Source organism: Cellvibrio sp., assembly GCF_039207905.1.
In the GTDB taxonomy this organism is placed as follows: Bacteria; Pseudomonadota; Gammaproteobacteria; order Pseudomonadales; family Cellvibrionaceae; genus Cellvibrio.
Genome location: NZ_JBCECX010000040.1, coordinates 17,059 through 42,962, shown reverse-complemented (window position 1 = coordinate 42,962; position 25,904 = coordinate 17,059). Strand labels below are relative to the sequence as shown.

General features: G+C 45.8%; 17 protein-coding genes. 10 read left to right on the top strand and 7 right to left on the bottom strand.

Going from position 1 to position 25,904, the window contains the following annotated elements; translation table 11 throughout:
* Positions 1-657: tryptophan 7-halogenase (locus tag AAGC78_RS18660; protein WP_435785618.1), on the top strand; the 657-nt coding region annotated here is incomplete at its 5' end.
* 16 nt (positions 658-673) lie between these two features.
* Positions 674-2,212, top strand: coding sequence for a tryptophan halogenase family protein (locus tag AAGC78_RS18655; RefSeq protein WP_435785617.1), 1,539 nt, complete (start codon positions 674-676; stop codon positions 2,210-2,212).
* Positions 2,213-2,286: 74 nt separating this feature from the next.
* Here AAGC78_RS18655 and AAGC78_RS18650 read toward each other — a convergent pair whose 3' ends face one another.
* The 4 genes from AAGC78_RS18650 to AAGC78_RS18635 form a co-directional block, all read right to left on the bottom strand.
* Entirely contained in the window at positions 2,287-2,799 is a 513-nt protein-coding gene (locus AAGC78_RS18650) for a hypothetical protein (RefSeq protein WP_435785616.1), read from the bottom strand.
* A gap of 198 nt (positions 2,800-2,997) precedes the next feature.
* Positions 2,998-3,720 (bottom strand): hypothetical protein, encoded by a 723-nt coding sequence (locus AAGC78_RS18645; protein ID WP_435785615.1) that lies wholly within the window; start codon positions 3,718-3,720, stop codon positions 2,998-3,000.
* Positions 3,721-3,796: 76 nt separating this feature from the next.
* Positions 3,797-4,261, bottom strand: coding sequence for a hypothetical protein (locus tag AAGC78_RS18640; RefSeq protein ID WP_435785614.1), 465 nt, complete (start codon positions 4,259-4,261; stop codon positions 3,797-3,799).
* Positions 4,262-4,396: 135 nt separating this feature from the next.
* Entirely contained in the window at positions 4,397-5,092 is a 696-nt protein-coding gene (locus AAGC78_RS18635; protein ID WP_435785613.1) for a hypothetical protein, read from the bottom strand.
* A 635-nt stretch (positions 5,093-5,727) separates the two neighbouring features.
* Between AAGC78_RS18635 and AAGC78_RS18630 the strand changes: the two genes are divergently transcribed.
* The 4 genes from AAGC78_RS18630 to AAGC78_RS18615 all read left to right on the top strand — a co-directional run bounded on the left by AAGC78_RS18630 (position 5,728) and on the right by AAGC78_RS18615 (position 14,638).
* Entirely contained in the window at positions 5,728-8,274 is a 2,547-nt protein-coding gene (locus AAGC78_RS18630; protein ID WP_435785612.1) for a glycoside hydrolase family 3 protein, read from the top strand.
* A gap of 145 nt (positions 8,275-8,419) precedes the next feature.
* Positions 8,420-10,552: a family 16 glycosylhydrolase gene (locus AAGC78_RS18625; protein ID WP_435785611.1), complete on the top strand. Its 2,133-nt coding sequence runs from the start codon at positions 8,420-8,422 to the stop codon at positions 10,550-10,552.
* A 124-nt stretch (positions 10,553-10,676) separates the two neighbouring features.
* A complete protein-coding gene (locus AAGC78_RS18620) occupies positions 10,677-12,047 on the top strand; it encodes an ADP-ribosylglycohydrolase family protein (RefSeq protein ID WP_435785610.1) in 1,371 nt (456 codons plus the stop codon).
* A 254-nt stretch (positions 12,048-12,301) separates the two neighbouring features.
* Positions 12,302-14,638, top strand: coding sequence for a hypothetical protein (locus AAGC78_RS18615; protein WP_435785609.1), 2,337 nt, complete (start codon positions 12,302-12,304; stop codon positions 14,636-14,638).
* 98 nt (positions 14,639-14,736) lie between these two features.
* Here AAGC78_RS18615 and AAGC78_RS18610 read toward each other — a convergent pair whose 3' ends face one another.
* Positions 14,737-17,529: a TonB-dependent receptor gene (locus AAGC78_RS18610; protein WP_435785608.1), complete on the bottom strand. Its 2,793-nt coding sequence runs from the start codon at positions 17,527-17,529 to the stop codon at positions 14,737-14,739.
* A 329-nt stretch (positions 17,530-17,858) separates the two neighbouring features.
* Between AAGC78_RS18610 and AAGC78_RS18605 the strand changes: the two genes are divergently transcribed.
* Positions 17,859-19,874, top strand: a complete 2,016-nt coding sequence (locus AAGC78_RS18605) for a metallophosphoesterase (RefSeq protein ID WP_435785607.1) — start codon at positions 17,859-17,861, stop codon at positions 19,872-19,874.
* 48 nt (positions 19,875-19,922) lie between these two features.
* Here AAGC78_RS18605 and AAGC78_RS18600 read toward each other — a convergent pair whose 3' ends face one another.
* Positions 19,923-21,083, bottom strand: a complete 1,161-nt coding sequence (locus tag AAGC78_RS18600) for a helix-turn-helix domain-containing protein (protein ID WP_435785606.1) — start codon at positions 21,081-21,083, stop codon at positions 19,923-19,925.
* Positions 21,084-21,323: 240 nt separating this feature from the next.
* Between AAGC78_RS18600 and AAGC78_RS18595 the strand changes: the two genes are divergently transcribed.
* Together AAGC78_RS18595 and AAGC78_RS18590 are read left to right on the top strand one after the other, a co-directional pair.
* Positions 21,324-22,322, top strand: coding sequence for an alpha/beta hydrolase (locus AAGC78_RS18595; protein WP_435785605.1), 999 nt, complete (start codon positions 21,324-21,326; stop codon positions 22,320-22,322).
* Between the two features lie 48 nt (positions 22,323-22,370).
* Positions 22,371-23,027, top strand: a complete 657-nt coding sequence (locus AAGC78_RS18590) for a DedA family protein (RefSeq protein ID WP_435785604.1) — start codon at positions 22,371-22,373, stop codon at positions 23,025-23,027.
* A 79-nt stretch (positions 23,028-23,106) separates the two neighbouring features.
* Here the strand turns inward: AAGC78_RS18590 and serA are convergent, their stop codons facing one another.
* Positions 23,107-24,336 (bottom strand): phosphoglycerate dehydrogenase, encoded by a 1,230-nt coding sequence (gene serA / locus AAGC78_RS18585; protein ID WP_435785603.1) that lies wholly within the window; start codon positions 24,334-24,336, stop codon positions 23,107-23,109.
* A gap of 322 nt (positions 24,337-24,658) precedes the next feature.
* Here serA and AAGC78_RS18580 point away from each other — a divergent pair, with 322 nt between their 5' ends.
* On the top strand, positions 24,659-25,882 hold the full coding sequence (locus tag AAGC78_RS18580) for an MFS transporter (protein ID WP_435785602.1): 1,224 nt from the start codon (positions 24,659-24,661) through the stop codon (positions 25,880-25,882).
* Positions 25,883-25,904 lie beyond the last annotated feature (22 nt).

Here is a 25,904-nt window from a genome sequence, read left to right as displayed (position 1 = left end):
GTATTTTCCAGTCGTCATATGGATGATGATGCGGCGAAAAAAATATTGCTCGATAACGTAAAAGGTGATTTGCTCAGTGAACCGAGAAAAATATCGTTCACTCCCGGGCGTCGGCGCAAAGCCTGGAATAAAAACTGTATTGCGATTGGCTTGTCCTCCGGTTTTCTGGAGCCGTTAGAAAGCACCAGTATTGCGCTGGTTGAAACTGCAATTGAAAAAATTAAAATGCTATTTCCGGATAAAAGCTTTAATCCAGCGTTGATAGAAGAATTCAATGAGATTACGCTTGAAGAATATGAGCGGGTGCGTGATTTTATCATCCTTCATTACAAGTTGTCCGAGCGTACTGATAGCAACTTCTGGCGCGAATGCAATGCGATGGAAGTGCCTGATAGTTTGCGCAAAAAAATGGAAATATTCAAAGCGCGTGGACACTTTATCCGTTATCGCTGGGAGATGTTCCAAACGCCTAGCTGGTTGGCAGTCTACACCGGGTTTAATTATCTGCCCGATGACTACGATATTGCAGTCGATACTTTTAATGAAGATTATTTAAAAGAGAGTTTCTTGCAAATGCGTCAATCTATTCAGGCATTGGTAGATGATTCTCTAACACATGAAGAATTTATTGCGCAATTTTGTGCGGTGGAAAAATAACCGGTGAGTTGTATTTATGAATCCTATTAATAAAATTGTTATTGTTGGTGGCGGTACTGCAGGTTGGATTACAGCGGCGGCTCTGGCGAACAAATTGAGTCGCGAAGTTTGCTCGATAGAGCTTGTTGAGTCTGAAGAGATCGGAACGATTGGTGTAGGGGAATCTACGATCCCTCCCTTCGTTGAAATGTTACGCACGCTTGGAATAGACGAGCAGGATTTTATTAGTAAGACTCAAGGCAGTTTTAAGTTGGGTATTCGATTTGCCAATTGGAGAACAAAGGATGATGTTTATTTCCATCCATTTGGTAGGGCCGGTGCAAATATTGGTCATTATGATTTCTTTCAGTTATGGTTGAAAACAAAACTGCAAGGTGGATCATATGAACTAATGGATTTTTCTCCATGTAATATCATGGCAAAGCATGGGCGCTTCTTCTTGCCACAGAAAGCACCCAAAACTCCGATTGCCAGTGCGAGTTATGCATTGCATATGGACGCGAAATTAGTGGCTGCGTATCTGCGTAAATATGCAGAAGCGCATGGAGTGGTACGCACTGAAGGTATGGTGACCGAAGTCAAACAAAAAGATAATGGTTTTATCAAAAGTATTGTGTTGAAAGATGGTCGTGAGGTTGAAGGGCAGTTATTTGTGGATTGCTCTGGCTTTCGTGCATTAATGATTGAAAAAACATTGGGTGTTGGCTATCACGATTGGTCAGATTATTTGCCCTGTAACCGGGCAATTGCTGTACAAACAGAAAACGTAGATGCGACTCCACCTTTCACCAAAGCCACAGCGCAGGATGCTGGTTGGATCTGGAAAATTCCGCTGCAGCATCGCAGTGGTAATGGCTACGTTTATGCAAATCAATATATCAGTGATGACGAAGCGCGTGCGACCTTGTTGAAGAATCTGCAGGGCGAAATGATTATGGAACCGGTGGTGATTCCTTTCATCACAGGTGTGCGCAAGGAACCATGGAAATATAACTGTGTGTCAGTTGGCTTGTCTTCAGGTTTTATCGAGCCGCTGGAATCAACCGCAATTCACCTTGCAGTTCGTGCGGTAAATTTTTTACTGACTTTCTTCCCTGATCAGGAGTGTGAACCTGCATTAATCAATGAGTTTAATCGTCGCATGATTTATGATTACGAAGAAATTCGTGATTTTATTGTTATGCACTATTGCACTACCGAACGCGATGACACTCCATTTTGGAAGTTCTGCAAGAATATGGAATTGCCGCAGTCTCTTAAAGAGCGCTTGGAGTTATTTAAATCCCACGGGATCTTGCGGGATGGTACAGATGAACTGTTCCGTTTTGAAAGTTGGCAGGCCGTATTGGAAGGCATGCAAATTAGACCGCGCAAATACCATCCGCGTATCGATAATATGAATATAGCGGAAATTACACCTATGCTGGATCGGGCAATAGTGTTACTTGATGAGTTGGTGCAGAAACTGCCAACTCACGATGAGTTCTTGCAAGAGTTTTGTCCGGCTCCAAAAATGGAATTTAAAAAAGTATCGAAGCAAAAAGTAGCTAGCTAAGAAAATCTGGCGAATAAGTTTTTACATACTGCGAGATCAAAAAAAAGCGGTGCATTTGCACCGCTTTTTTTATTTTATAAACAGGTGTATTTCAAGCGTGGATAAGAGTGCTGATCCAAGGCAACGACACTGTGCTTACATTGCGGTTGCGGGCCACAATTTGCTGGATTAAATGAAGGGTAAGATCCTGGGCTGGTTTGAATAATTTGAGAATAGCCAGTGTAACAAGGATTCGCCGCTGAAGATGCCGCAGCAGAACTTGCTGGTGGTGTGCCAGTCGCTATAACGTTGGTATTACAGTTTAACGGATAGCTACTGCCTTGCGTTGCATAAGTGTTTTGATATCCGGTTGCAACAGTCACTGCTCCGCAAGTGTATCCTGGGCCATAAGTCCAGGTATCTGTGCGGGAAGCTGCGACAACATTGCCGCCGCCGACGCGACAGATATAGGTTGTGTAAGATGTGCCGCCACTGCTATATCCATACACTGAGCCCCATGTACACACAGTTGTCTGGGCGCTTGCGCCAACAGATAAACTGCCTAAAAACATAAGACCGAAACCCGCTAATAATTTTGAAAATTTCATAAAAACTCCAGTTGATTTAACGTTATTGTCCAAGTGAATTCGCTCGCTCCTGCGTGCGTTCACGGTGATAGCTGTCATATCACCACTGCTAGTTGCAGCAAATAAAGCATCCTGCTCTATCAATTATTGAGATCGCCACACTTTCATTGAGTAAATGAAAGGTGTGAGCAATCTCAAATAATGTTGGAATAAAGATAATTAGTTGAACGCGAAGGCGTCTTCGTTGTTGCTAATGTAGAGTTTGCTGGTGCCGCCGCGCTCATCAGTCGCGACCATAATGGAAACGGGCTGCTCATCACTGGCTAAGGCTTTGGTTATGGTCTGAAGAAGTTGATTGGATTGTTCAGTGTTGGTAATGCCAACAGTGATTTCGCATTGGCTGCTGCGGCATTGGGTGTTACGCAGTGCGATACCACTTAAGGTGTCATTATTGGTGAATAATTGACGGTAGTGGTTTTCTTGTTGTTCTGCCCACGCAGGATCACGGTTTTCTTGTTCAAAACGCGTTGACAATTCGTTATTTAAATCGAAGTTGCGATTATTGTTTTGAGATTGTTTTATCCAGTTAACAACATCTGCCGCTTTGCGCTGTTGTTTTTCCATTTCCAGTGCTTGCAGATGCGTCGTTAAAGACTGTGAGGCATTATCTATTTCTTTTTGTTCTGTGTTAGTTGATGTGGATGCTTTAGCAATATTGATCTGCAATTGTTTTTTGAGCTGATTATTTTCAGCTTGTAATTGCTGAATCTGCTGCTGCAATTGGCTAAGCGCGTCGGGTCTGGTAGTAACAGTTGCCGACGAGTCAATAATTTTTTGGCTGGTATTGATTTTACTATCGTTATTATCAAGTGTGTGGCCAATCCAAACACCGCTGGCTCCCGCAGTTAACGCCACTAAAACAAATTTATATAATTGCACCATGTTATTCGTTTTCCTTGAATATACGATTCATGTGTAATGACAAAAAGAGCGAGCGGGCCCGCTCCTTTTTTTTGGGTTACAGGCAGGTGTAGCGCAATGGCGGATAAGAATAGTTTGCCAACGGCTGTACTGAGTACGGACAATTTTGACCGCAGAACTGCGCTACATTAAAAGGTGGTGTAAATGGCCCGGGTTGATAAACAGTGGTTGATCCTGTGTAACATTGTTGTGCTGCTGTCTGGGTCGTTACATATTGTAAGATTTGCGCGCTATCGCAACTGCCTGACACGGTATAGCCAGGAGCTACCCATGTAATGCTGCAACTGGCTGGTGAATGTTGGTTATATTTTTGTTCGCGCGTAGCAAGTGTAGTGCTGCCTACTTTACACGCGGTATTCAGGATGGTGCCGGTTGGTCCGGATTGATTGCTGACATAAGTCCAGGTACAACCGGAAGGAACTGTAGTTTGTGCGCTGGTATTTACCGCAATGCAGCTGAGTAGAGAGAGACCTGTCGCTAATACAATTTTATTAAGCTTCATAAAAATTCCTGTTATGTCGAGTTATTGTTGATGTTAATTACATCAGCATCCATACACTGAATTAACCATGATGGCTGTTAGCATCACCTGTGCTGCAAGCAGCGAATTGGCATCCGGTCCAACCTTCAAGTTCAATCATTCATTGAACCCAAAACTCTGCGCATCTTTTCCGATATACAGCTTGGTTACACCCTGCTGGGGATCGGGCGCTGCGACAATAAGTGAGTATTTTTTCTGTGCTTGCAAAGCGCTCGATACTTTTTCCACAAGTTGGTTGGCTTGTTCAATATCAGTGATGCCAATGCTGATTGCACATTGCTTGCTGCGGCATTGGGAATCGCGAAACGCAACGCCTGCAAGTTCTTTGTTTTCGGTGAAAAGTGAAAGGTATTCCTGCTCTTGTTTCTCGGCCCATTGCTGATCGATTGGCTCGGCCTCAAAACGACGCTGCATCTCAGCGCCCAAATCAAAGTTTGTTGATGCCTTGTTGGCCTGAGTCATCCAGCGGCTGAATTCGTTTTCAGCCATGGGTTGCTCGGAAGGGTGACTTTCGGCGTCACTATTATCGAGTTGATGAGCATCAATTGGCGCAGCATCGTTCTGGGGCAGGTTTATTTTTTTGGCTACAGATGGTGTGTGTTCAGCAGTGTATTGTTGTTGGGAAATTAGCGCGCGTAGCTGATCATTTTCCGACTGCAATTGTTGTAGCGCTTTATGCTGTTCGTGGTTTTGGGTGTCAGCATTATCGATTGGATATAAATGATGCATTGCATAAGCGCCTGCAATGGCGGATGCAATAGCGATTAAACTGATTTTTATGAGTTGCGTCATTATCCTTATTATCCTTCGCTAGTCGATAAAACGTGACTGATGAAAAATCATCACGCGAAAAGACTATAACAACTCGTTTGGAAAAAGCTGTCCCACTTTTGATTAGATTAAAAACTGGTCTGATTGGTGGTTCGATGTTTTGTTCTGTTAATTAGCCGAACCCGAAGCGCGACGGGACTCTTCAGTAATCATGTACGGAAAAACACAATTATTTCCTACGCGCGTTATTTAGCCTGCCCACTATTGTCAATTCGTGCACCACGTTCTGCTGGTGGCAAAAGTGGGACGACACCCTGATTAATCAGGTGCCATCATCAATTCGCAACTCAAGTGCTGTGCCCGTGGTTGAGCCGCATGCGAGTTATTGTTGGTGCGATTAACTTCTCACTAACAAATGAACCCTTGGGTGATGTCAGGTCCCCATGGGTGTTAGCAAGTTTGGCTAGGTACACATATGCCAATCCTATCTATTCTTGTTAGCTCTCCTTGCTTGGCCCCCGCGTTCTTCCTCAAGTAGAAAGCGGGGGCTTTTTTGCATAAGGGGGTCTTTTTTATTTTTGGTTTAAATCAACCCGCATCCTGACTGAGAAAACAACAAACGCTTACAACAACATTCTTTTTTGGCGAGGTAATTTATGCCTAATCTTTATAAGCCGGGCGCATTAGCGGCCTGCAGTTTAGTAGTTTTAGCCGCGCTCAGCGGTTGTGATAAAAAATCTAACGAGGCAACTACTGCTGATAGCAATGCTGCACCGGCTGCTAACTCCCTCTGGCCGAAAGTAGAGAGCGCGGTTAAAAAAGATCCGGCTATTGAAGCAAAAATTACCGAGCTATTGGGTAAGTTGACCCTTGAGCAAAAAGTGGGACAGTTGATTCAGCCTGAATTGCGTCAAGTGACACCTGCTGATGTCACTGAATATTCACTCGGATCGATTCTTAATGGTGGTGGATCTTTCCCAGGTGAAAACAAACACGCCAAAGTGGAAGAGTGGATTGCCCTGGCTGATGCTTTTTACAACGCATCCATGAGTACTGAAGGTGGCCGTATTCCAGTTCCCGTTATGTGGGGAACCGATGCGGTACACGGCCATAACAATATTATTGGCGCGACCTTGTTCCCGCACAACATCGCATTGGGTGCAACGCGCAACCCTGAATTAATTCGTGAGATCGGCGCTGCCACTGCAGCTGAAATTGCAGTCACCGGTATCGATTGGAGTTTTGCCCCGACGCTGGCAGTAGTGCGCGATGATCGCTGGGGGCGCACTTATGAATCTTACTCAGAAGATCCGGCAGTCGTGAAAGCCTATGGCGGAAAAATGGTAGAAGGCTTGCAAGGTGTAGCAGGTAAAGATCTGCTGAGCGAGAAACACGTTATCGCCACTGCAAAACACTTCTTGGCTGATGGTGGTACCTTGGGTGGACAAGATCGCGGTGATGCAGCGATCAGTGAAGAAGAATTGGTAAAAATCCACAATGCCGGTTATGAAACTGCGTTGGCCGCTGGTGCACAAACTGTCATGGCGTCATTCAGTAGCTGGCAGGACGTAAAAATGCACGGCAACAAATACTTGTTGACCGATCAATTGAAAAACCAGATGGGCTTTGATGGTTTGGTGGTGGGCGATTGGAATGGCCACGCTTTTGTGTCCGGTTGTACACCTGTGAGCTGTCCACAATCAATCAATGCCGGTTTGGACATTTTTATGGCGCCGGACCCAAATTGGAAAGAGCTGTATCACAACACTGTGGCGCAAGTTAAAAGCGGTGAAATTTCGCAAGCGCGTTTGGATGATGCGGTATCCCGTATCCTGCGTGTGAAGTTGCGTGCAGGTTTGTTTGAGAAAGGTGCACCATCAACACGTGAGCTGGCAGGCAAGCGCGAAGTGATTGGTTCCGCTGAGCATCGCGCAATCGCACGTCAAGCTGTACGCGAATCTGTAGTGTTATTAAAAAATAACCAACAAACATTGCCGGTAAATGCCAAGAGCAAAATTTTGGTTGCTGGCGATGGTGCCGACAATATCGGCAAACAATCCGGTGGTTGGAGTATCACCTGGCAGGGCACCGGCAATACCAATGCGGATTTCCCCGGTGGCACTTCTATTTATCAAGGTATCGCTGATGCAGCAAAAGCCGCAGGCGGTTCAGTTGAGTTGAGCGAAAGTGGCAGCTACAAAACCAAACCTGATGTTGCTTTCGTCGTATTTGGTGAAGATCCTTACGCCGAAATGCAAGGTGATGTTGGTAGCTTGATTTACAAAAATGAAGCAAATCTCGCGCTGCTGAAAAAATTAAAAGCTGACGGCATTAAAGTGGTTTCATTATTTATTACCGGTCGTCCGCTGTGGGCCAACAACTTTATCAATGCATCCGACGCATTTGCTGTTATCTGGTTGCCAGGTTCAGAAGGTGTAGGTGTTGCTGATGTTGTGTTGAGCAAAGCTGATGGTTCAGTGAACTTTGATGTGAAAGGCAAGCTGCCGTTCTCCTGGCCGTCATCGCCAGCACAATCACCATTGAATGTGGGCGATGCAGAATATAAACCGCAATTTGCTTACGACTTTGGCCTTACTTACGCAGATAAAGTTGAAACTGCTGAACTTGATGAAACTGCAGCAACAATCGCCGCTGCGAATACTCCGGATAGCGCGCCAATCTTTAATCAACGCGTTGTGAATCCATGGACACTGGTGTTGTTGGATCACGTCAACAATATGTTGCCAGTCACTACCAGTCGTGGTGAGTTAGGTGCAGTAATTGTTTCATCAGAAGATAAACAAGTGCAGGAAGATACCCGTCGTTTGCAATTTGATGGTTCAGCTAAAGCAACCGTTACCTTAGGCTCAACTACTCGTACCGATTTCAGCGCATACGCTGAGAGTAAAGGCGCGTTGGTATTTGATGTGAAAGTGAATGCAAAACCAAGTGGCGAAGTTAACTTGGGAATGTATTGCGGTAGCGACTGTGTCGGTGAAATTCCTGTCACTAAAGAATTGAATGCCGCAACAGTAGGCGAGTGGACCAGTGTGAGTGTTGCGCTGGAATGCTTGGCGAAAAAACGCGTCAAAATGGATATGGTTCTCGCACCATTTATGTTGAGCACTGCGGGCAGTTTGGACGTGTCTATTTACAACGTGCGTATCGAGAAAAATGCAACGGCTCCTGCCTGCGCTGAATAATGTGTGATTTGGACTGGCGTCGCTTTTTGCGGCGCCAGTTATTTTTTTAATAATTACTACAGCTCTTTTCCAAAGATAAAAATAGTTAGGTGTTAAACGCGTTACTACAATCCAGGGTATTTCAACAATAACAATAGAGGTATTTATGAAAAATCACGAGCGAAGCTTTACTCCTGTTTTAACCAAGTTATGTGTCGGTCTTGCCATAGTGGGACTGGTCGGTTGTGGCGGCTCTGGCGGTGGCGGCAAACGTGCTTCCGATTCGTCAGCTTCAGCTGCACCTTCGTCAGTTGCACCTTCTTCTACTGCTGCGAGCAGTTCAGCACCCGCTGCACCTGAGTGGAAGTTGGTGTGGAGTGATGAGTTTGACGGTACAACAATTGATACAGGTAAATGGGGATTTGAACGAAATTGCTGGGGTGGTGGTAATGAGGAACAGCAGTGTTACACCGACCGTCCCGTTAACTCTTATGTGGGTGACGGTGTGCTTACCATTGTTGCGCAACGTGAAGATTTTACGGGTTCTGATAATGCAGAGGGTGAGGGCACTGGTGTAAAAACCTTGCCATATACTTCTGCTCGCTTACGCACGAAAAATATTAAAGAGTGGACATTTGGTCGCTTTGAAATTCGCGCAAAATTACCGTTCGGTCAAGGCACTTGGCCGGCGATCTGGATGTTACCGACGAACTCTCCTTATGGCGTTTGGGCATCCAGTGGTGAAATTGACATCATGGAGGCCGTTAATCTAAAAGTGGTTACCAATGGCAGTGCTCCAGAAGCTAATGTGCATGGTACCTTGCATTACGGCCGAAATTGGCCGGGCAATGTAAATGCAGGTGCTGCTTATGCATTACCGAATAATGCTAATCCGGCGGATGATTTCCATACTTATGCAGTTGAGTGGGAAGAAGGTGAAATTCGTTGGTATGTTGATGACGTGCACTTCGCAACTCAAACTAAAGCTGGCTGGTATGGCCAGTATATGAAAGATGGAGTGTTAACCGATGCGCCGGTCGGTGCCCCCTTTGATCGTGAATCGAAATTCCACTTGCTATTAAACCTTGCGGTGGGCGGTAATTGGGCCGGTAATGTTAATAACAAAGGTGTGGATGAGTCCGTATTCCCGCAGAAAATGTTAGTGGATTTTGTGCGCGTATATGAGTGCACCGGATCGCCAGAAACTGGCAAAGGTTGCGCGACTATTAGTGAAAATGCTGAGCATGTTCCAGGTCACCGTCGTCCCGGAATCGGTAAAGTAGATTTTGCTGGCCCGCCGTTATTGGTAATGTATGGTGATGAAGTTACAGATGGTTTGTTTGTAAACTCTTATAACCCCGACAAGATTGTTAGCTATTCAGAAGTGGCAGAAGCTGGCCGTGGAAACGTTTTGAATGTAGTTAAAGCTGGCTCGAATGGCAATTTGTACCTTCAAGTTGACGGTGATCCAACTGACCTAACAAATTGGTCTGGTGATAGTGAGTTAATTTTCGATGTTAAAGTTAACAGTAAAGCGGATGGTGCGAAACTGTTAGTGAAAATCGATAGTGGCTGGCCAAATGTTAGCGACGTAGAAGTGCCTGTGGCTGAGAATGGTGTGTGGAAGGAATTCCGCATTGGTCTCGCGACTCTCAAAAATAAGGGCAATTCAATGAATGGTGGCAATGGTAAAGCTAACCTTGCATCAATCAATAATACCTTTGTTGTTGATTCGACTGGTGCAATTGATGTTTCATTCGACAATATTCGTATTGAAGGCCAAGCGAGCACTGGTGTAGATGTGTTTGCACCGCTTCCACTATTTACGGTATTTGGTGATGCGATTGGTTCTGGATTGGATATTGGAATCTATAAACCTGAAAACGTTTCTACATCTGCAGTAACAGAAGCAGGGCGTGGAAGTGTTTTCAAAGTTGTTAAAACCGGTGGGGATGGTAATGTATCCTTCCATGTGCTCGATGCCCCAATCAGTTTGAACCACTGGGTTGCCACCGGTAAATTGAAGTTTGATTTCAAAGTGAATAGCAAAGCGAACGGTTCTACGTTGTTAGTGAAGACGGATAGCGGTTGGCCTAACTTAAGCGATGTAAGTGTGCCACTACCTGCTGATGGTGTGTGGCAATCCTTTAGTATTAGCGTTGCAGATCTGATAAGTCGCCGCAATTCAATTGATCCGGCTGGTATAGCGAATATCAACTCAATTACTAATATGTTTGTTATAGAACCCTCAGGCGCTATGGATATAGTGTTTGATAATATTCGTTTAGAGGTTGAATAAAATAGTAGACTTGGGATGTAGTTGAACAAAAAGCCGGGATATTCCCGGCTTTTTTATTTCTGTTTTCCTGATGGTTAATTTGGCATACTGTTTTTTTAAATCGATTCTATAAAAGGGTTAATTTATGCGTAAGTTAGTTCTCATTGTGTTTTTATTATCATTCTGTGGTTGTGTGAATAATTCCAATCGAGAACTCTCGGCTAATACAAAAAAAGTAGCAACGATTGAAATATCACGCAGCCAATACCGCAATTCACTCTATGGTTTTTGGCTCGGGCAATGCATTGCCAACTGGACCGGTCTGGTTACCGAGATGGATAAAATAGGCAATATTGGCGAATTAAAAACCGGAGATTTCTATACCCGTCATGATTGGGGGAAAGCAGATCAGCCAAGTATTTGGGGGCAGGGCATTCCGAGCAATCTATCCGCCACTATTGATTTTGTAACGGTTGGCCCGGAAGGTATTTGGGGATCTGATGACGATACTGATATTGAATACATCTATCAGGAATTATTGAAAAACAGCGATGCAGTTGTATTAACACCAGAGCAGATTCGCGCTGGTTGGCTCAAGCATATTTATTCTGCATCTGAACCAACTCCTTTTGGCCGTGATCCTGAAGGAAACTACGAAAACTATTTATGGGTATCCAATCAAAAAGCATTTGATTTAATGCAGAAAGGCGTGTTGCCACCACTTACCGGTAGCCAAATGCTCAATGAGCATTACGACATGATCGATGCGCAATTGACCACAGAAATTTTTGGGTTTTTCGCGCCTGCACGTGTAGATGCAGCACTTAAAATAAGTGATCTACCGGTAAGAACCGTAGCCGACAAAGAGGCCGCTGATATAGCACGTTTTTATATCACTATGTATTCACTTGCTTCGGTAGTCGACAAATCCCTAACGAGAAAAGAGCAAGTTGTCTGGATGGCAGAACAAGCGCGCAAGCAATTGCCAGAGGGGCAATATCCGGCGGCTATGTATGATTTTGTTAAAGGTCTTTATCTCAAAAATACACCGTGGGAAACAACACGCGATGCAATTTATCAGCGCTATCAAGTGCAGCAATTTGATGGCTACGCAATTACGTCCAGAAATTTGTATTGTAACGGCTGTTTTGCAGCGGGAATTAATTTTGCCGCAAGTTTGGTGAGTTTGTTTTACGGTGAAGGTGATCTAAAAGAAACTATTAAAATTGGCGCACTTACCGGTTGGGATTCGGATAATCCTACTGCAACCTGGGGTGGCCTACTCGGTTTTATGTATGGCAAAGAAAGAATAGAAACTGAATTTAATCAGCAGTTTTCCAATCGCTTTAATATCCATCGCACGCGCAAAAATTTTCCCAAGAATGGGATAGATACATTTGAAAATATGGCTGAAACCGGCGTGGCTATTGTGGATAAAGTAGTTATCCAGCTGATGGGTGGCAGTATCGATACTAAAAATGATCGGTGGATAATCCCACTTAAGCCATCGTTGTAAAAATCATTAGCTAACAATCAATAGGTTTTCATTGGTTGTATTAAGTTGGACTTAAGTTTTATTGGCGAAAAAATCCCTCCTCCTGCTGATGCAGGAGGAGGGATTTTTTTATGGATATAGCTTTGGTCATGTCACTGGTGATTAAATGTATAGTGTTGGTTTGGGTGGCTGCTTATATGTAGTCGACCTTGGAAGTAATATTCGCGACTTCGGTGGCGCAATCGGGAAATATTAATAATTAAATGGGTTTCAATATGATGTCAAATCGGATTTCTGCAAAGATTCATGTGCCGCTGTTGTGTGGATTATTTTTGTTACATGGATGTGGCGGCGGTGGCGGCTCATCTGATCCAAAGCCTCAGGGTAGTTCAGCGGCAGGAAGCTCCCTGGCAATTACATCATCATCGTCAGGTGTTACTACTTCAGTCCTCACACTCAATGGTCAAGTTGAAGCCGACAGTTTGGCTGATGCGACTTTAGTGCTTAACGCGGGCACGCAAAGTTTTAATGCCGCACTTACGAATGGAAAAAACTATCAGGTCAAGCTTGATGTAGAGCAAAAAAATAAAAGTATTCCTATCGTTGTTACTGTCAAAGGTGGTTTGATTAAACCGAGGGTCGAGTTTGTTAGTCTACTGCCGTCTGCAGAACATTTAGCATCGTTGGCCGGGAGTGATAATGCTGTAGATCAGAATGAATTCTCTGGTTTGAGCATCACTGCGCTTACTACTGCTGAATATGCGGAAATTAAAAATAATAATTGGCCGTTGACTTCTGATGCTGAGCGCAAACAAGCGCTGGCTAATTTACATCCTGTTCGTGCTGTAGAGCAGGCAGCAATGTTAACGCAGCTACTACCTGATGTAGGTGGCACCCTTCCCGGTGGTAAGCAGACAACATTGGATTATCTACTTGACGCAAATCTTGCTGAGGCACATTTGGAAACGTTGCGCATTACTAACGAGTCTGAATTAAACAAGAATATTAATGATCTTCAAGCCTCTATCCTAAATGTGTCAGCCAAAAATGTAGCTGGGAATTTTGCACTTGAGGGCCGTCTTTCACACTATTTGTTAACACTTAATGCCGACGGCACCGGGAACATAAAAACAAATTCAATCAATACCGATATTCTAAGTGGCGGAGATACGCCCAAAGTAAATACGAATATTACCTGGATTCGCGATCAAGCCAAGGTGACTATCAGTTTTATTGACTCTGTTATTTATCAAACGAATGGTTTTGATGATGAAAACGGAGTGAAGCAAAATTGTGATAGCAGTCTTACCTCGAAAGTTGAATTGTGCGATGTTACGTTCAATTCAATGCAGCTGGATTTGGTATCCGAGTCTGATATCCGCCACATCGCCTCGCTAAAACTTATGGTCAATGCAATTAAGCAAAGTGACAGCAGCAGCCTGTATCAAGGCGCACTTTTACCTCAGGTGGTTAGGTTGATCAATCTGGACGCTACAGCGAATGTGGTCGTTAGTGATTTGGTTGGTGAAGAGTGGATTGGTAGAGATTACAGCTTCACCTTATCGGCTGATGGTAAAGCGGTGCAGAAATATTTGTTTGATAACACCACTCAAACAGTCGATTGGATATTGACTGGAAATCGTCTTGAAGTCGGCGACATGCACATTTGGATTGGAGCGAGAAATGAAGGCGGATTCACTACATTTTTTAGCGGGAATAATTCGGTATATCGCGATGCATTATTCAAGCGCGCTACGGTTTCCATGACAGAATCAGATTGGGTGGGGCGTTGGAGTTTTTATCCAGCTGATGTATCAAACAATCCTTATGACGTGAATGCAGATAAAACCTGGCGCGATGGCCTTGAAGCAAAATCACAAGGTAGTTGGGTGCGGGTTGATGAGCATCGTCAAGCGGCAATTGCTAATGCCAGTTGGCGAATGGAGCGCGATGTAGTGGCGATCCACAATGGAAAATATTATTTAAGTATCTGCCAGGGAGCGGATTTTACTCCATTCATTCCGCAGAATTGTTATCTATCAATTCAGTCAAAATCAGCTGATTTTAGTTCGGCTGCTTTTTGGAATTCCTGGTCAAATCCTGTATTTCAGGAAAACGCTAGCGGCGCAGTTTGGATGACGGGATTTGGGCGAGTAATTGAATCCAGCACTAATTCGAGCAGTTATTTTGGTAATCAATTTTATAAGGTATCAAGCAATAGACTTTATTTGCCGAGGCTGAACAGTTTTATCGAAATAACTAAAGCAAGCAAAGATGAAATTGAGTTATGCGAGTACTTTTATGGTGGCAGCTGTAATCCGCTGAAAAAGCGAAAATATACTGCCGGAGTTGAGGTAAAGCTGACGGTGGGCAGTGGCGGAGTGGTCAAGCAACTATTGGATTTATATGAGCCTTTAAATGATTTTGTTACCCATGAACGTATGGTAGACAAGGTAATGATGGCACCCAAAAATAGGGCCTTCGCATTGAGGATAGAGCCAAACATGGGACGTTCAATTAGCTCGGTAACTGGTTGCAATGGCATTTTGTGGGAAGGGCGTTATGCTATTCCTGCATTAACTGAAGCTTGCGAAGTTGTAGTTAAGTTTTGATATTAAAAAAGGATGCACCTCGCGGTGCATCCTTTTATTTTTTACGTACTATTAATCTAATTCTTTATTGTTGGTTTTTTGTTGTTAATTTTAATGAATTAGAAATCTGCTCTTACACCCAGGCTGATACGGCGACCAGAAAATTCGTACATAGTCGGGAATGCTGGATCGATGGTGTAGCCGCTGGTTTCTTCGTCAGTGATGTTGATACCTTCCAGCATAACTTTGATATTGTCGGTCACTTGATAACCTAAAGACAAATCAGTTTGGCCGTAAGCATCGCGATACACTGGGTACATATCGCTGGCAATTGACTCTACATACTTATCTTTGTAGTTATACGAAATGCGCGCATCGAATTTGTCGTTTTCGTAGTAAGCGGTCAAGTTGTAAGTTTCATCCGCCAAACCTTCCGGTGGAGTTGGGATTCCCAAATCAGATTCACCGGTGAGTGAGTTATCCAGCATGGTGAAGTTGGCATTGATACCAAAACCTTCCAGTGATGGATGTAACATGCTCAGCGGGAATTGTGCAATCAATTCCACACCGGATACATCGTAGGCGCCATCAGCATTTACTTTTTGGTAAATTTCAAAATCGTACACGCCATCGATAGTGCCGTTAGCGTTGTATTTGGTTACATCTTTAACAACACCGGTAAGCGATTCACGTACAACACCTTCGATTTTTTTCTCGAAGTAAGATGCGGCGAAAAGTGCGCCTTCACCTACGTACCACTCCAAACCTAATTCCCATTGATCAGCATAGGTTGGTTTCAAGTCCGGGTTACCATCGCGATATTTAAATTCGCTGACGCTAACTGTACGCTTGTAAGCGATATCACCTAACGCGGGACGCATCAGGGTTTGTGATGCGCCTGCACGGAGCAACAAGTTTTCGGTTAATTCCATGCTTGCGTTCAAGCTTGGCAGTACATCTTTGTAATTACCCTTTTTGGAAATTGGGGTAGGTGTGTAACCGGTAGAGCCATTAGAGTTTTGAACCTGATGGTAACCAAACGACAGCACATCCGTATCCACTGAACGCACACCGGCGTTAACCATAACTGGCATGTTGGCGATATCGAATTTGAAATCGGTCATCGCGTACAAACTCAATACTTCTTCATCGACGCGATAGTATTCGCTATCGGCGAAATCTACTTTAAATCCATCGTAGCGAAAAGTTTCGCGCGCGTAGCTGTTGGAAATTTGTGACCACTGCGGGCTGTTAGATGCTTCTGACAAATACTTTCCACCGGGAACCAAATCAGAGATCAATGTCAGCTCGCTGTCTTGCAAAGTGCGTACATTGCGCCATGCAGTGCTGTCTTTGCTTGGGCCTCTAACAGTGTTGGTGCCGCGGTCGCGCTCTTTGGATTTGTCGGTGTAGCGCGCACCAAATTGTACTTGATCCAATGCTGGCAAAAATTCCAGATCCATTGGTTTGATAAAATCCAATTGCGCTGCGTATTTGTCATCCTGAATTTCTTCGAGGTTAACTTCATAAGAGTCGAACAAGTATTTCTCTGGTGAGTTGTACATGTCGATGCTGTTTGGATTGGCACTTACCAGTGTTTCGCCGCCGTGACTGGTGTAGCGGCTGCGTGATGGTGCGTAAGCAACGTGTTTGAGGTTGCTGGTATCAGAGGTTTTTTCTGCGCCTGAATAACCCACAAGGCCTTCAACAATCCAGCCGCCAATTTCCCAATCCATATTCAAACTGTATTGGGTGTAATCTGTTTTATGTACGTTTTCTTTGCTCAGAAATTCGTGCTGGGTCGCTGCGTAAGATACATCGGTCAGTACCACTATGCCGTGTTTAGCCAAAGTAGTGTTGTCGTAACCATGTACAGTTTCGAGCGCACTGATACTGGATGCGGTGTAAGCCGCTGCATCGTATTCGTCTTCAGTGTTGTCGTAACCGCCGAGCATTGCATCAAAGGTTAAACTAAATGTGCTGTTAGGTTTGTATTGGAATGCAGCAGTTGCGCCCCATTTATCTTGCTCATTTAAATAAGAGCGGTTGCCGATTTTGTCATGGAACACAACGCGATTGGTTTGTTCTTTATCCATCGGGTTGGTGATTTTCACACCGGTATCGCGTTCTAATACAGAAATGGTTTGATCAGCTTGCCATTTTGATGAACCGGTTTTTTCAGTCCAACGTGACAGCGGACGGAAATTAATGCCTGAGTTGGAATCGGTTCTGTTGCTGCGTTCTGCAACCGATAAAGAAACCAATGCACCAAAATCGCCAAAGGTATTGCTCGCAAGCAAGGACACTTTGGGATCGATTTCTTCAGAGATAGAGTTGTGCGCGCCTTCGGCAGACACTACAAATTTTGCTTCGTTGTAATCAAACGGACGAGCCGTTGTCATCAACACTGAACCGGCGATACCGCCTTCTTCATCAGCAGCCGTCGGTGATTTTTGCACGGTTACGCTCTGGATAATTTCCGAGGCAAAAATATCGAATTCAACATCGCGACCGCCACTGCCTGATGCAGTTGACAGGTTGTTGATAGAAACATAAGTGAAATCGCTTGGCAGACTGCGCACGTTTACTTTGCTACCCAAACCTTTGTTGCGCTCGATGGTCACACCGGGCATACGCTGCAAAGCTTCAGCGAGGTTTTGCTCAGGGAAGTCAGCAATGTCAGTTGCTACGATTGAATCGGAAAAGCCCACGCTATTGCGTTTGATATCGATGGCTTTTTCCAGGCTTTTTGAATAGCTGCCGGTAACTACGATTTCTTCGAGTTGGTCAGCACTTTGTGCCATACCTTGTAATGAAATGGTGCTCAAGGTCGCACCGAAAATAATGCTGCCAATTGCCTGGCTCAGATTATTTCTACTCAATACGGTAGATGCTTTTTTAGTCGTTCTCACTTCTCTTCCCCTAATTTATTACAGTTAGAAAAACAACGGTCAACCATTTCTAGCTCTCATAAAAAAGAGAAAAATCCATTTTTATTTCCCCATAAGGGAATTAGAAACGCCACGGCAAGTTAATGGCCATGTGTTTCATTTTTATTTCCATGTTCATTTTTTATATTAAAAAATATTAATTTTATGCATATTTTTCGCAGTTAAATTATGTACAAAGTGATGAAATATGGTGCAATGGTGGGTGTCACAAAAGTGTAGCCAGAGTGTCATAAACTGCGTTATCACAGTCTTGTGACCCTATAGATGTAATGCGACTGGCTCTATTTTTTATGAAACACATCCTTTCCTTGCTATTAATTACTTTCCTCGTTTTTGTATTTGGCGCTAATAAACAAACTGCTAACTTTGTTGATCAAACGCAGGTGATCAGTGTCGCGTTTATGCCGGATATTCACTTCCACGATATCTACGGCAATTTCAGTGATGGTGCATTTGCTGGTTTGCCAACGCAGACCGCACAAGGTGAACGACAGGCAAGTATTCGCTCCATGCGCGCGCAATTGCATTCGACACGTTTATTTAACGAAAATTATTTTGCGTTGCTCGCGGCGCTCGATGACATAGTTAAACGGAACATAAAATACGTTGCCTTGCCCGGTGACTTTAGTGATGACGGTCAGCCGTTGCATATGCGCGGGTTAAAAACGATTCTGGATAAATACCGTCGCGAATACGGAATTGAATTCTTCGCCGCGCCGGGCAATCACGATCCAACCAAACCAATTTCACACCCTGCAGGTAAACCGGATTTTTTAGGGGTAGGTGGAAAAGAGCAGCCTATTTTTAGTAAGCAACATCCTGCTTGCCTCGACCAAAGCAGTGGTACTTCACAACAGCTTACGGTGATTTGTTCTGATGAAGTGCAGGAGTTAGGTTACCAACCGATCATGGATTTTCTTGGTGAGCATGGTTTTTATCCAAAGGAAAATTACCGCTATTTTGAAACTCCTTACAGCGATTACACCTATTCGAATTATCAATATTCAGTGGCGTTGCAACAGGCGCAGTTTGAAAAACGGCACTATGAAATTTGCCACCAGGGCGCGGGCGGAAAATATAAACAGGCAAGTTACAGCGATTGTTATCAGGTGTCGGACAGCAGTTATCTGGTTGAGCCAACGCCGGGGCTGTGGTTGTTAGCGATTGATGCCAATGTTTACCAACCTAAACAACATAGTAATGGTAATCCGCTGGATGCGGAAAATTTTATTGGTTCCAGTGATGCGGGTTACAACAGGGTTATTACGCACAAAACCCACTTGTTGGAATGGATTTCTGATGTTGTTCAGCGCGCAAAAGCGCAACACAAAACTCTCATTGCTTTCTCGCATTTTCCTATGCAGGATTTTTATGATGGTGCTGCTGCAGACATCGAAAAATTAATGGGTGAAGGAGGTTTTCAACTGAGCCGTAAACCCGCAACCAATACCAGCAAAATGCTCGCTGATACCGGATTAAAAATTCACGTCGCCGGGCACATGCATATTAATGATACCGGTGTGTATCGCGGCGACGACGGTAAGGTATTATTCAATATTCAGGCTCCATCGCTTGCGGCCTACTTGCCTGCGTACAAAATACTAACCACCAAGGCTAATCAACAGGTTAAAGTTGAAACAGTGGTGTTAAATCAAGTGCCGCGCTTCGATGAACTGTTTCCTCACTATCAGGAGGAGTGGAATTATCTGCAAAGTATTAATGCTCCGGATATTTGGAACAAAGATATTCTGCAAGCAAAAAATTATCACCAGTTTACCGAATGGCATTTGCGTGAGTTATCGCGCTTGCGCTTCTTTCCAAAAGAGTGGCCTGCTGATATTCGTCAATTATTAATGACGATGAATGGCAAGCAGATGTTGGTGTTGTCGCAGCTTGATGCCGATATTGGTTTTGCGGACATTCATAAAATGTTCAATGGCGATAAGGTTAATAAGGAGTTGCAGCTCGCGTGGGGTACTGCAGCGCAGCAAGCAGAGCAGGTCGCACGAGCGCATGGTTTAGATGTGCAAGATTTTGCAGCATGGAATGGGCGGGATTTAAGCCTGGATTTTTATCGCCTGTGGAATGCGGATCAGCTGGCACTACGTGATATAGACCCACAGCGTTTTGTGCATTATCAATTGCTCGCGCAGCAGTTTGTGAAATCTGGTGCTGAAGGTCCACGTCGGTCCTATCATGAAAAATTGGGTAAGTTATTAAGTATTTTGCTGCAGTTTTCCGGCGATGCACCTAGTGATCATTTTTTGCTGGAATTGGATTCCGGTGGGATAAAGCAGCTGCCTTAAGTATTAATTGCTTTGCGCCCGCATTGCACGGGCGTAAAGCACAATCAACTAAGCTGCTTTGGTTTCTTTATGCAGATGTTGTTTGCGGTATTCCGTGGGTGACATGCCAACCAAACGGTTAAAGAAGCGATGGAAGGCCGACTTGCTGTTAAAACCTGCATGCAGCAGTACGTCCATTACGGTCATATCAGCATGTTGGGTATCGCCCAGCAATCGCTTTGCTTCTTCTACACGATAGCTATTCATAAACTCAAAAAAGTTGGTGCCGTAGTGTTTGTTAATGACGGCAGATACTTCTTTTACCGGCAAATTAATCCGCTTTGAAAACTCATCGATATTGAGGTTCTGTTTCAGGAATAGTTTTTGTACTTCCATTCCTAACTGTACTTTTTGGATCGCAGAGTCAGTAAGTTTTTCATCGGTTTTATCTTTGGCTACTTCCGGTTTGGTAGTGAGCAATTTATGGGTATGCACCACGCTGTTAATAAACAGAGCGTTGATCAGGATAAAGACAATGTAATTTTCAGCGATGCCAAACAAATCCGAAATTTGTGGTTCACCCAAGGCAACGGTGTTGGCAATCAGGTGAACGAGAATAGAAAAGCTCCAGGTAAACAAAAAGCCGAGGCTTAACATATTTAACCAGGTTGGTTCAGTCGGCGAAAAATTGGAGTATTGGTTGTGCAAACCAATGCGATACAAACGCACGCGATTAACCGCAGCCAATGCATAAAAGAACGGCATGATTTTAATAAAATGCCACACGTTGTTTGCGAGCTGGCGTTCAGTTTCTGTTTGGCCGGGTGTTTTGAAACGCAGGCCGGAGCTGTCGATCTGGAATACCAACAACCATCCAACAGTTAACACAATTGGCGCAAGGTGGAGTAAATGCCTTCGGGTAAATTTAAATGCATCTTCAGTGAGCGCAATAACATAGAACAACAGCATCGGCCCTTTTAATAATTGCGCGATGACAAGAAAATACGGCAATAGCGTTTCATCAAATAAATCAAATAACATCACATCGTCGTTCCACAGTACCATGATGCACGCGGAACTGATGGCAATCGATAACAGAAAAATACTTAAGAGCCGGTTGGCGAGTTGGTTTTTGACTGGAAGTATCGCCTGGAAAATCACTAGCAGGATACACTCAGCGACTGTCATAAACAGAATCACATCGTGTATGTTGAAAATGTGTTTTTGCATTGTGGTCAAACCCTGGTTGTCATTGTTATGTGTTTTTAGGTCTGGATTAGTCAGGCCAAGCCGATTAGCCTGTGGGTTGGTCAGGATTATAGAGGATGCATTCCATTGTGTCGCTTAGTGTGTGTCGCTCAATGTGTCGCGGTCATTCTACCTAGCGCATGCTTTGGCTTCTGTGTGCTGATAGACGGACAGGCGTGATATCGATTACATTTTTTCATTTACCTGTGGATTCTATTTTTTATGTCTTCATCCCAAGGCGAGCGACACTTTAATCATAGTCACAGTGAAGCATTGTTTCAGCAAATGCCAAATTTGCATTTTTCTATCGAGCCGGACAGTGCTTGGGCAAAGGGCGATACAGCGCAGCTTTACCTCGATTTTTATGGGATCAATTTTGCCAAGACCGAAACCGGTGTACGCCACGGCTTTGGAGCCATTGATACCGGTGGTTTCCGTATTGCTACCCATTATTGGTTGCCAGAAAAACCCAAGGGGACACTGGTGATTGTCCATGGCTACTATGACCATGTGGGGCTTTATGGCAATGCGATAGAGTTCGGTCTGGCGCAAGGGTTTGCGGTAGTCGCCTTTGATCTGCCCGGGCATGGCCTGAGCAGCGGGGAGCGTGCGTCTATTGATGCCTTTGATCGCTATGCCGATGTATTGGATGTTGTCTTGACCCATGCGCAGCAATTATTGCCTGCCCCTTGGTTTGCGATGGGGCAGAGCACTGGCGGGGCGGTATTGTTGAATCATTTATGGCGCTATGAGGTCAATCGCACTGCGCCGCGTCTGGCGCGTATCGCACTTTGTGCGCCGCTGATTTTGCCCAGAGGATGGGGCACGGGGCGTTTTGTGTATGCGCTGGTGCATCGTTTTATCAAACGCATGCCGCGCAAACATTCGCGCAATTCCCATAATCCTGACTTTCTCCGCTTTGTGGATGAGCAAGATTGTTTACAATCGCCCTGGTTATCGGTGCGCTGGGTGGGGGCGATGAAAGCCTGGAACCAGCAGTTCCGCAGTTTCTCCTCCCTTGATAGACCGGTATTGGTTTTGCAGGGAACTGAGGACCAGACCGTGGCTTGGCGCTACAACCTCAAGCAACTTGCACGTAAGCTGCCGCGCGCGCGGCTCTATTTTATTGAAGGCGCCGGTCACCAGTTGGTGAACGAGAGCGATGAGTATCGCCACCAAGTATTCGCAAAATTGCAGGACTATTTTGGTAAATTGCCCTGAACCTCTTTCAAGACACCTTTAAACTTACTCTTAAACGAAGGAAATACCGTGGAACTTATACAACTAGCCATCAGTTTTATCTTGCATGTCGACCAGCATCTGATCGAGCTGTTTAACCAATATGGATTGTGGATTTACGGCATTTTGTTCCTGATTATTTTTTGCGAGACAGGTTTGGTGGTCACCCCCTTCCTGCCAGGCGACTCACTCTTGTTTGCTACCGGCGCACTGGTAGTGGGCACCACGCTCGATGTAAACCTGATGGCGCTGGTGGTAATCAGTGCGGCGATTTTGGGCAACACGGTCAATTACACCATCGGGCATTTCTTTGGCGAGCGGCTGTTTAGTAATCCCAAATCCCGAATTTTCCGCCGCGATTATCTCGATCGCGCCCACGCGTTTTACGAAAAGCACGGCGGTAAAACTATAGTGATGACTCGTTTTGTGCCTATCTTCCGCACCTTTGCGCCTTTTGCCGCCGGTATGAGCAGCATGGGTTACAAGCGTTTTATGATGTTCAACGTGATTGGTGCGCTGCTGTGGGTGGGGATTTTCCTCTACGCCGGTTACTGGTTCGGCAACCTGCCAGTGGTGCGCAAGAACTTCACTTTGCTGATTCTCGGGATTCTAGTGCTGTCGGTACTGCCGATTGTGTACGAGGCTTGGAAAGCGCGTAAGGCCAGTAAAGCGAGTTCGGTTGCGTAACTTTTGCAGTAGCCGAAAACAAAAACGCCGCATTTAATGCGGCGTTTTTTTATGGAGCTAGCAACGTTTTTTGCGTTGCTTAGAACAGCACGCGGCAGCGAATTGTCCCTTCGATGTTCTTCAATTGCTCAATCGCTACTTCGCTGTAAGGCGAGTTGATATCAACCACTACGTAGCCAACCTTGTCGTTGGTTTGCAGGTATTGCGAGGAGATGTTGATCTCGTTGTCGGAGAAGATTTTGTTGATCTTCGAAAGCACGCCCGGAACGTTGGCATGTACGTGCAGCAGGCGATGTGCATCCGGATGGCCGGGCAGGGCAACTTCAGGGAAGTTAACCGAGCTGGTGGTAGTGCCGTTATCGGAATACTTGATCAGCTTTTCAGCCACTTCGATACCGATGTTTGCCTGTGCTTCCATGGTCGAGCCGCCGATGTGCGGGGTCAGGATCACATTGTCCAAGCCGCGCAATGGGCTGATAAATTCGTCGCCGTTGGCTTTTGGTTCTTCCGGGAATACGTCGATGGCAGCACCGGCGACAGCGCCGGATTTAATGGCATCCGCCAGTGCATCAATATCTACCACTGTGCCGCGCGAGGCGTTAATCAAAATCGCACCTGGCTTCAGCAGGCTGATTTCACGGGCGCCAATCATCATTTGGGTCGATTGGTTTTCCGGCACGTGCAGGCTGATGATGTCAGAAGTCGCGAGCAATTCATCCAATGAGCGAACTTGGCTGGCATTGCCCAGTGGCAGTTTGGTGATCACATCAAAAAACTGCACTTTCATACCCAGTGATTCAGCCAGTACGCTGGTTTGGCTACCGATAGAACCGTAACCAATCAGGCCGAGGGTTTTGCCGCGGATCTCGTAAGAACCCACTGCCGATTTATCCCAGCCGCCGCGATGGCAGACAAAGTTTTTCTGCGGAATATTGCGCAGCAACAGGATAGCTTCAGCGATAACCAACTCGGCAACCGAGCGGGTGTTCGAGTAGGGGGCATTGAAAACGGCAACGCCGTGTTCTTGCGCCGCTTTCAAATCCACTTGGTTGGTGCCGATGCAGAAACAGCCAGCAGCGATCAGCTTGGGCGCATTTTCAAATACGCGACGAGTCAGTTGGGTGCGTGAACGCAGGCCAACGAAGTGGGCATCCTGAATGCGCTCGATCAACTCGTCTTCGCCCAACGCGGTTTTCAGGTAATCGATATTGGTGTAACCCTGTTGGTGCAAGGTATCAACCGCTGACTGATGCACGCCTTCCAGCAGTAAAAACTTGATCTTGCTTTTGTCTAACGAGGTCTTGCTCATGGGGACAACTCCTAAAGTGTGAAAGCGGTGCAGCGGCGTCTCCGGGAGCAATGGCATCAAACGGGAGACAGAGGGGCCGCAAGGATAGCGGCGAGGGCTGAAAATTGGCGCGCATCATACCACAGGCAAACAGGGGAAAAGCAGTCACTACAGGGCGGAGCGCAAGGATATTTCTGCTGGTGGCTAAAGGCGCCAGCGCGCTCACATGAGTGATTCTACTTAGACTTATAGTCTTTTTTTACACTCCCTTGTAACGGCAAGTCCTTATAATGGCGCGGCCGATCGTCTGTTCTGGATGATCATAGCTATCGAGGTTCAAGGTTTGTCATCTTCTTCAGCTGTATCGAACGAAGTGCCTTCATCAACATTTTACATCGCGCTCCTCGCCATAGGCTTGGGCAGTTTTGCGATAGGTGTTGGCGAATTCATCTCCATGGGCTTGCTGCCCGAAATTTCTTCCTCTCTCTCCATCAGTATCCCCCAAGCCGGTCATGCCATTAGCGCCTACGCGCTGGGCGTGGTGATAGGCGCGCCGCTGCTGGCGATCCTCAGTACAGGCCGTTCGCGTACGCGCATGTTGGTGGTGATGATGGGGCTGTATGCCGCGGCCAATATCGCCAGCGCGCTTGCGCCCAATTATGAATCGCTGTTGGCCTTGCGCCTGCTGAGTGGATTCCCCCACGGCACCTTTTTCGGCATTGCCTCATTGGTTGCGGCATCGCTCGCGCCGCCCAATATGCGCGCCCGCGCGGTAGCTTATGTGATGTTGGGGCTGTCGGTGGCGACGCTGATTGGCGTGCCGGTCGCGACGGGTCTTGGCCAGTGGTTGGGCTGGCGCTCGGCGTTTATTCTGGTGGGCTTGATCGCCCTTGCGTCGGCGATTTGTGTGGCGAAGTTTGTCCCCAAAGAAGCACCGCAAGAGGGCGTGCGTATCGCCCATGAGCTGTCGATGTTTACCAATTGCCAGGTGTGGATCACGCTCGGCATAGGCGCTATAGGTTTTGGCGGCCTGTTTTCGATTTTCTCCTACGTCAAACCAACCTTGATGAGCCTCGCTGGTTTAACCGAAATGGGCGTGCCTTTTGTACTGGCGCTCTTTGGTGCGGGCATGGTGACCGGCAATATCGTCGGCTCGCGTATGGCGGACCGCGATTTGCTCGGGACGATTAAGCGCTGCCTGATTTGGTCGATGGTGGTCTGCGCCTTTTTTGCGCTCACTGCCTCGCACCTGCTGCTCGCCTGCTTCGCCGTATTTTGTGTAGGCACCGTGGTGGTGATTGGCCCGGCGGTGCAAATCCGTTTGATGGACGTGGCGGGCAAAGCCCAAACCATGGCCGCTGCGATGAATCACTCTGCATTCAATTTCGCCAACGCGGCGGGTGCGTTTTTAGGTGGTATCGCGATTGATGCCGGCTTTGGTTTCGCTTCGACCGGCTGGGTCGGTGTGCTCTTGTCGGCGGGTGGACTTGCGATGTTCTACTGGATGATCGCCGATGCCAGGCGTTCGGCGGCCGCGCCTAAAGATGCGGCGGAATTATCTTCCTGATCATTCCCGATTAAGACAAACA

Excerpts from the sequence above, each read along its gene's own strand:
- AAGC78_RS18655 (WP_435785617.1), top strand. The coding sequence starts at position 674 with ATGAATCCTATTAATAAAATTGTTATTGTTGGTGGCGGTACTGCAGGT.
- AAGC78_RS18650 (WP_435785616.1), bottom strand. The coding sequence starts at position 2,799 with ATGAAATTTTCAAAATTATTAGCGGGTTTCGGTCTTATGTTTTTAGGC.
- AAGC78_RS18645 (WP_435785615.1), bottom strand. The coding sequence starts at position 3,720 with ATGGTGCAATTATATAAATTTGTTTTAGTGGCGTTAACTGCGGGAGCC.
- AAGC78_RS18640 (WP_435785614.1), bottom strand. The coding sequence starts at position 4,261 with ATGAAGCTTAATAAAATTGTATTAGCGACAGGTCTCTCTCTACTCAGC.
- AAGC78_RS18635 (WP_435785613.1), bottom strand. The coding sequence starts at position 5,092 with ATGACGCAACTCATAAAAATCAGTTTAATCGCTATTGCATCCGCCATT.
- AAGC78_RS18630 (WP_435785612.1), top strand. The coding sequence starts at position 5,728 with ATGCCTAATCTTTATAAGCCGGGCGCATTAGCGGCCTGCAGTTTAGTA.
- AAGC78_RS18625 (WP_435785611.1), top strand. The coding sequence starts at position 8,420 with ATGAAAAATCACGAGCGAAGCTTTACTCCTGTTTTAACCAAGTTATGT.
- AAGC78_RS18620 (WP_435785610.1), top strand. The coding sequence starts at position 10,677 with ATGCGTAAGTTAGTTCTCATTGTGTTTTTATTATCATTCTGTGGTTGT.
- AAGC78_RS18615 (WP_435785609.1), top strand. The coding sequence starts at position 12,302 with ATGATGTCAAATCGGATTTCTGCAAAGATTCATGTGCCGCTGTTGTGT.
- AAGC78_RS18605 (WP_435785607.1), top strand. The coding sequence starts at position 17,859 with ATGAAACACATCCTTTCCTTGCTATTAATTACTTTCCTCGTTTTTGTA.
- AAGC78_RS18600 (WP_435785606.1), bottom strand. The coding sequence starts at position 21,083 with ATGCAAAAACACATTTTCAACATACACGATGTGATTCTGTTTATGACA.
- AAGC78_RS18595 (WP_435785605.1), top strand. The coding sequence starts at position 21,324 with ATGTCTTCATCCCAAGGCGAGCGACACTTTAATCATAGTCACAGTGAA.
- serA (WP_435785603.1), bottom strand. The coding sequence starts at position 24,336 with ATGAGCAAGACCTCGTTAGACAAAAGCAAGATCAAGTTTTTACTGCTG.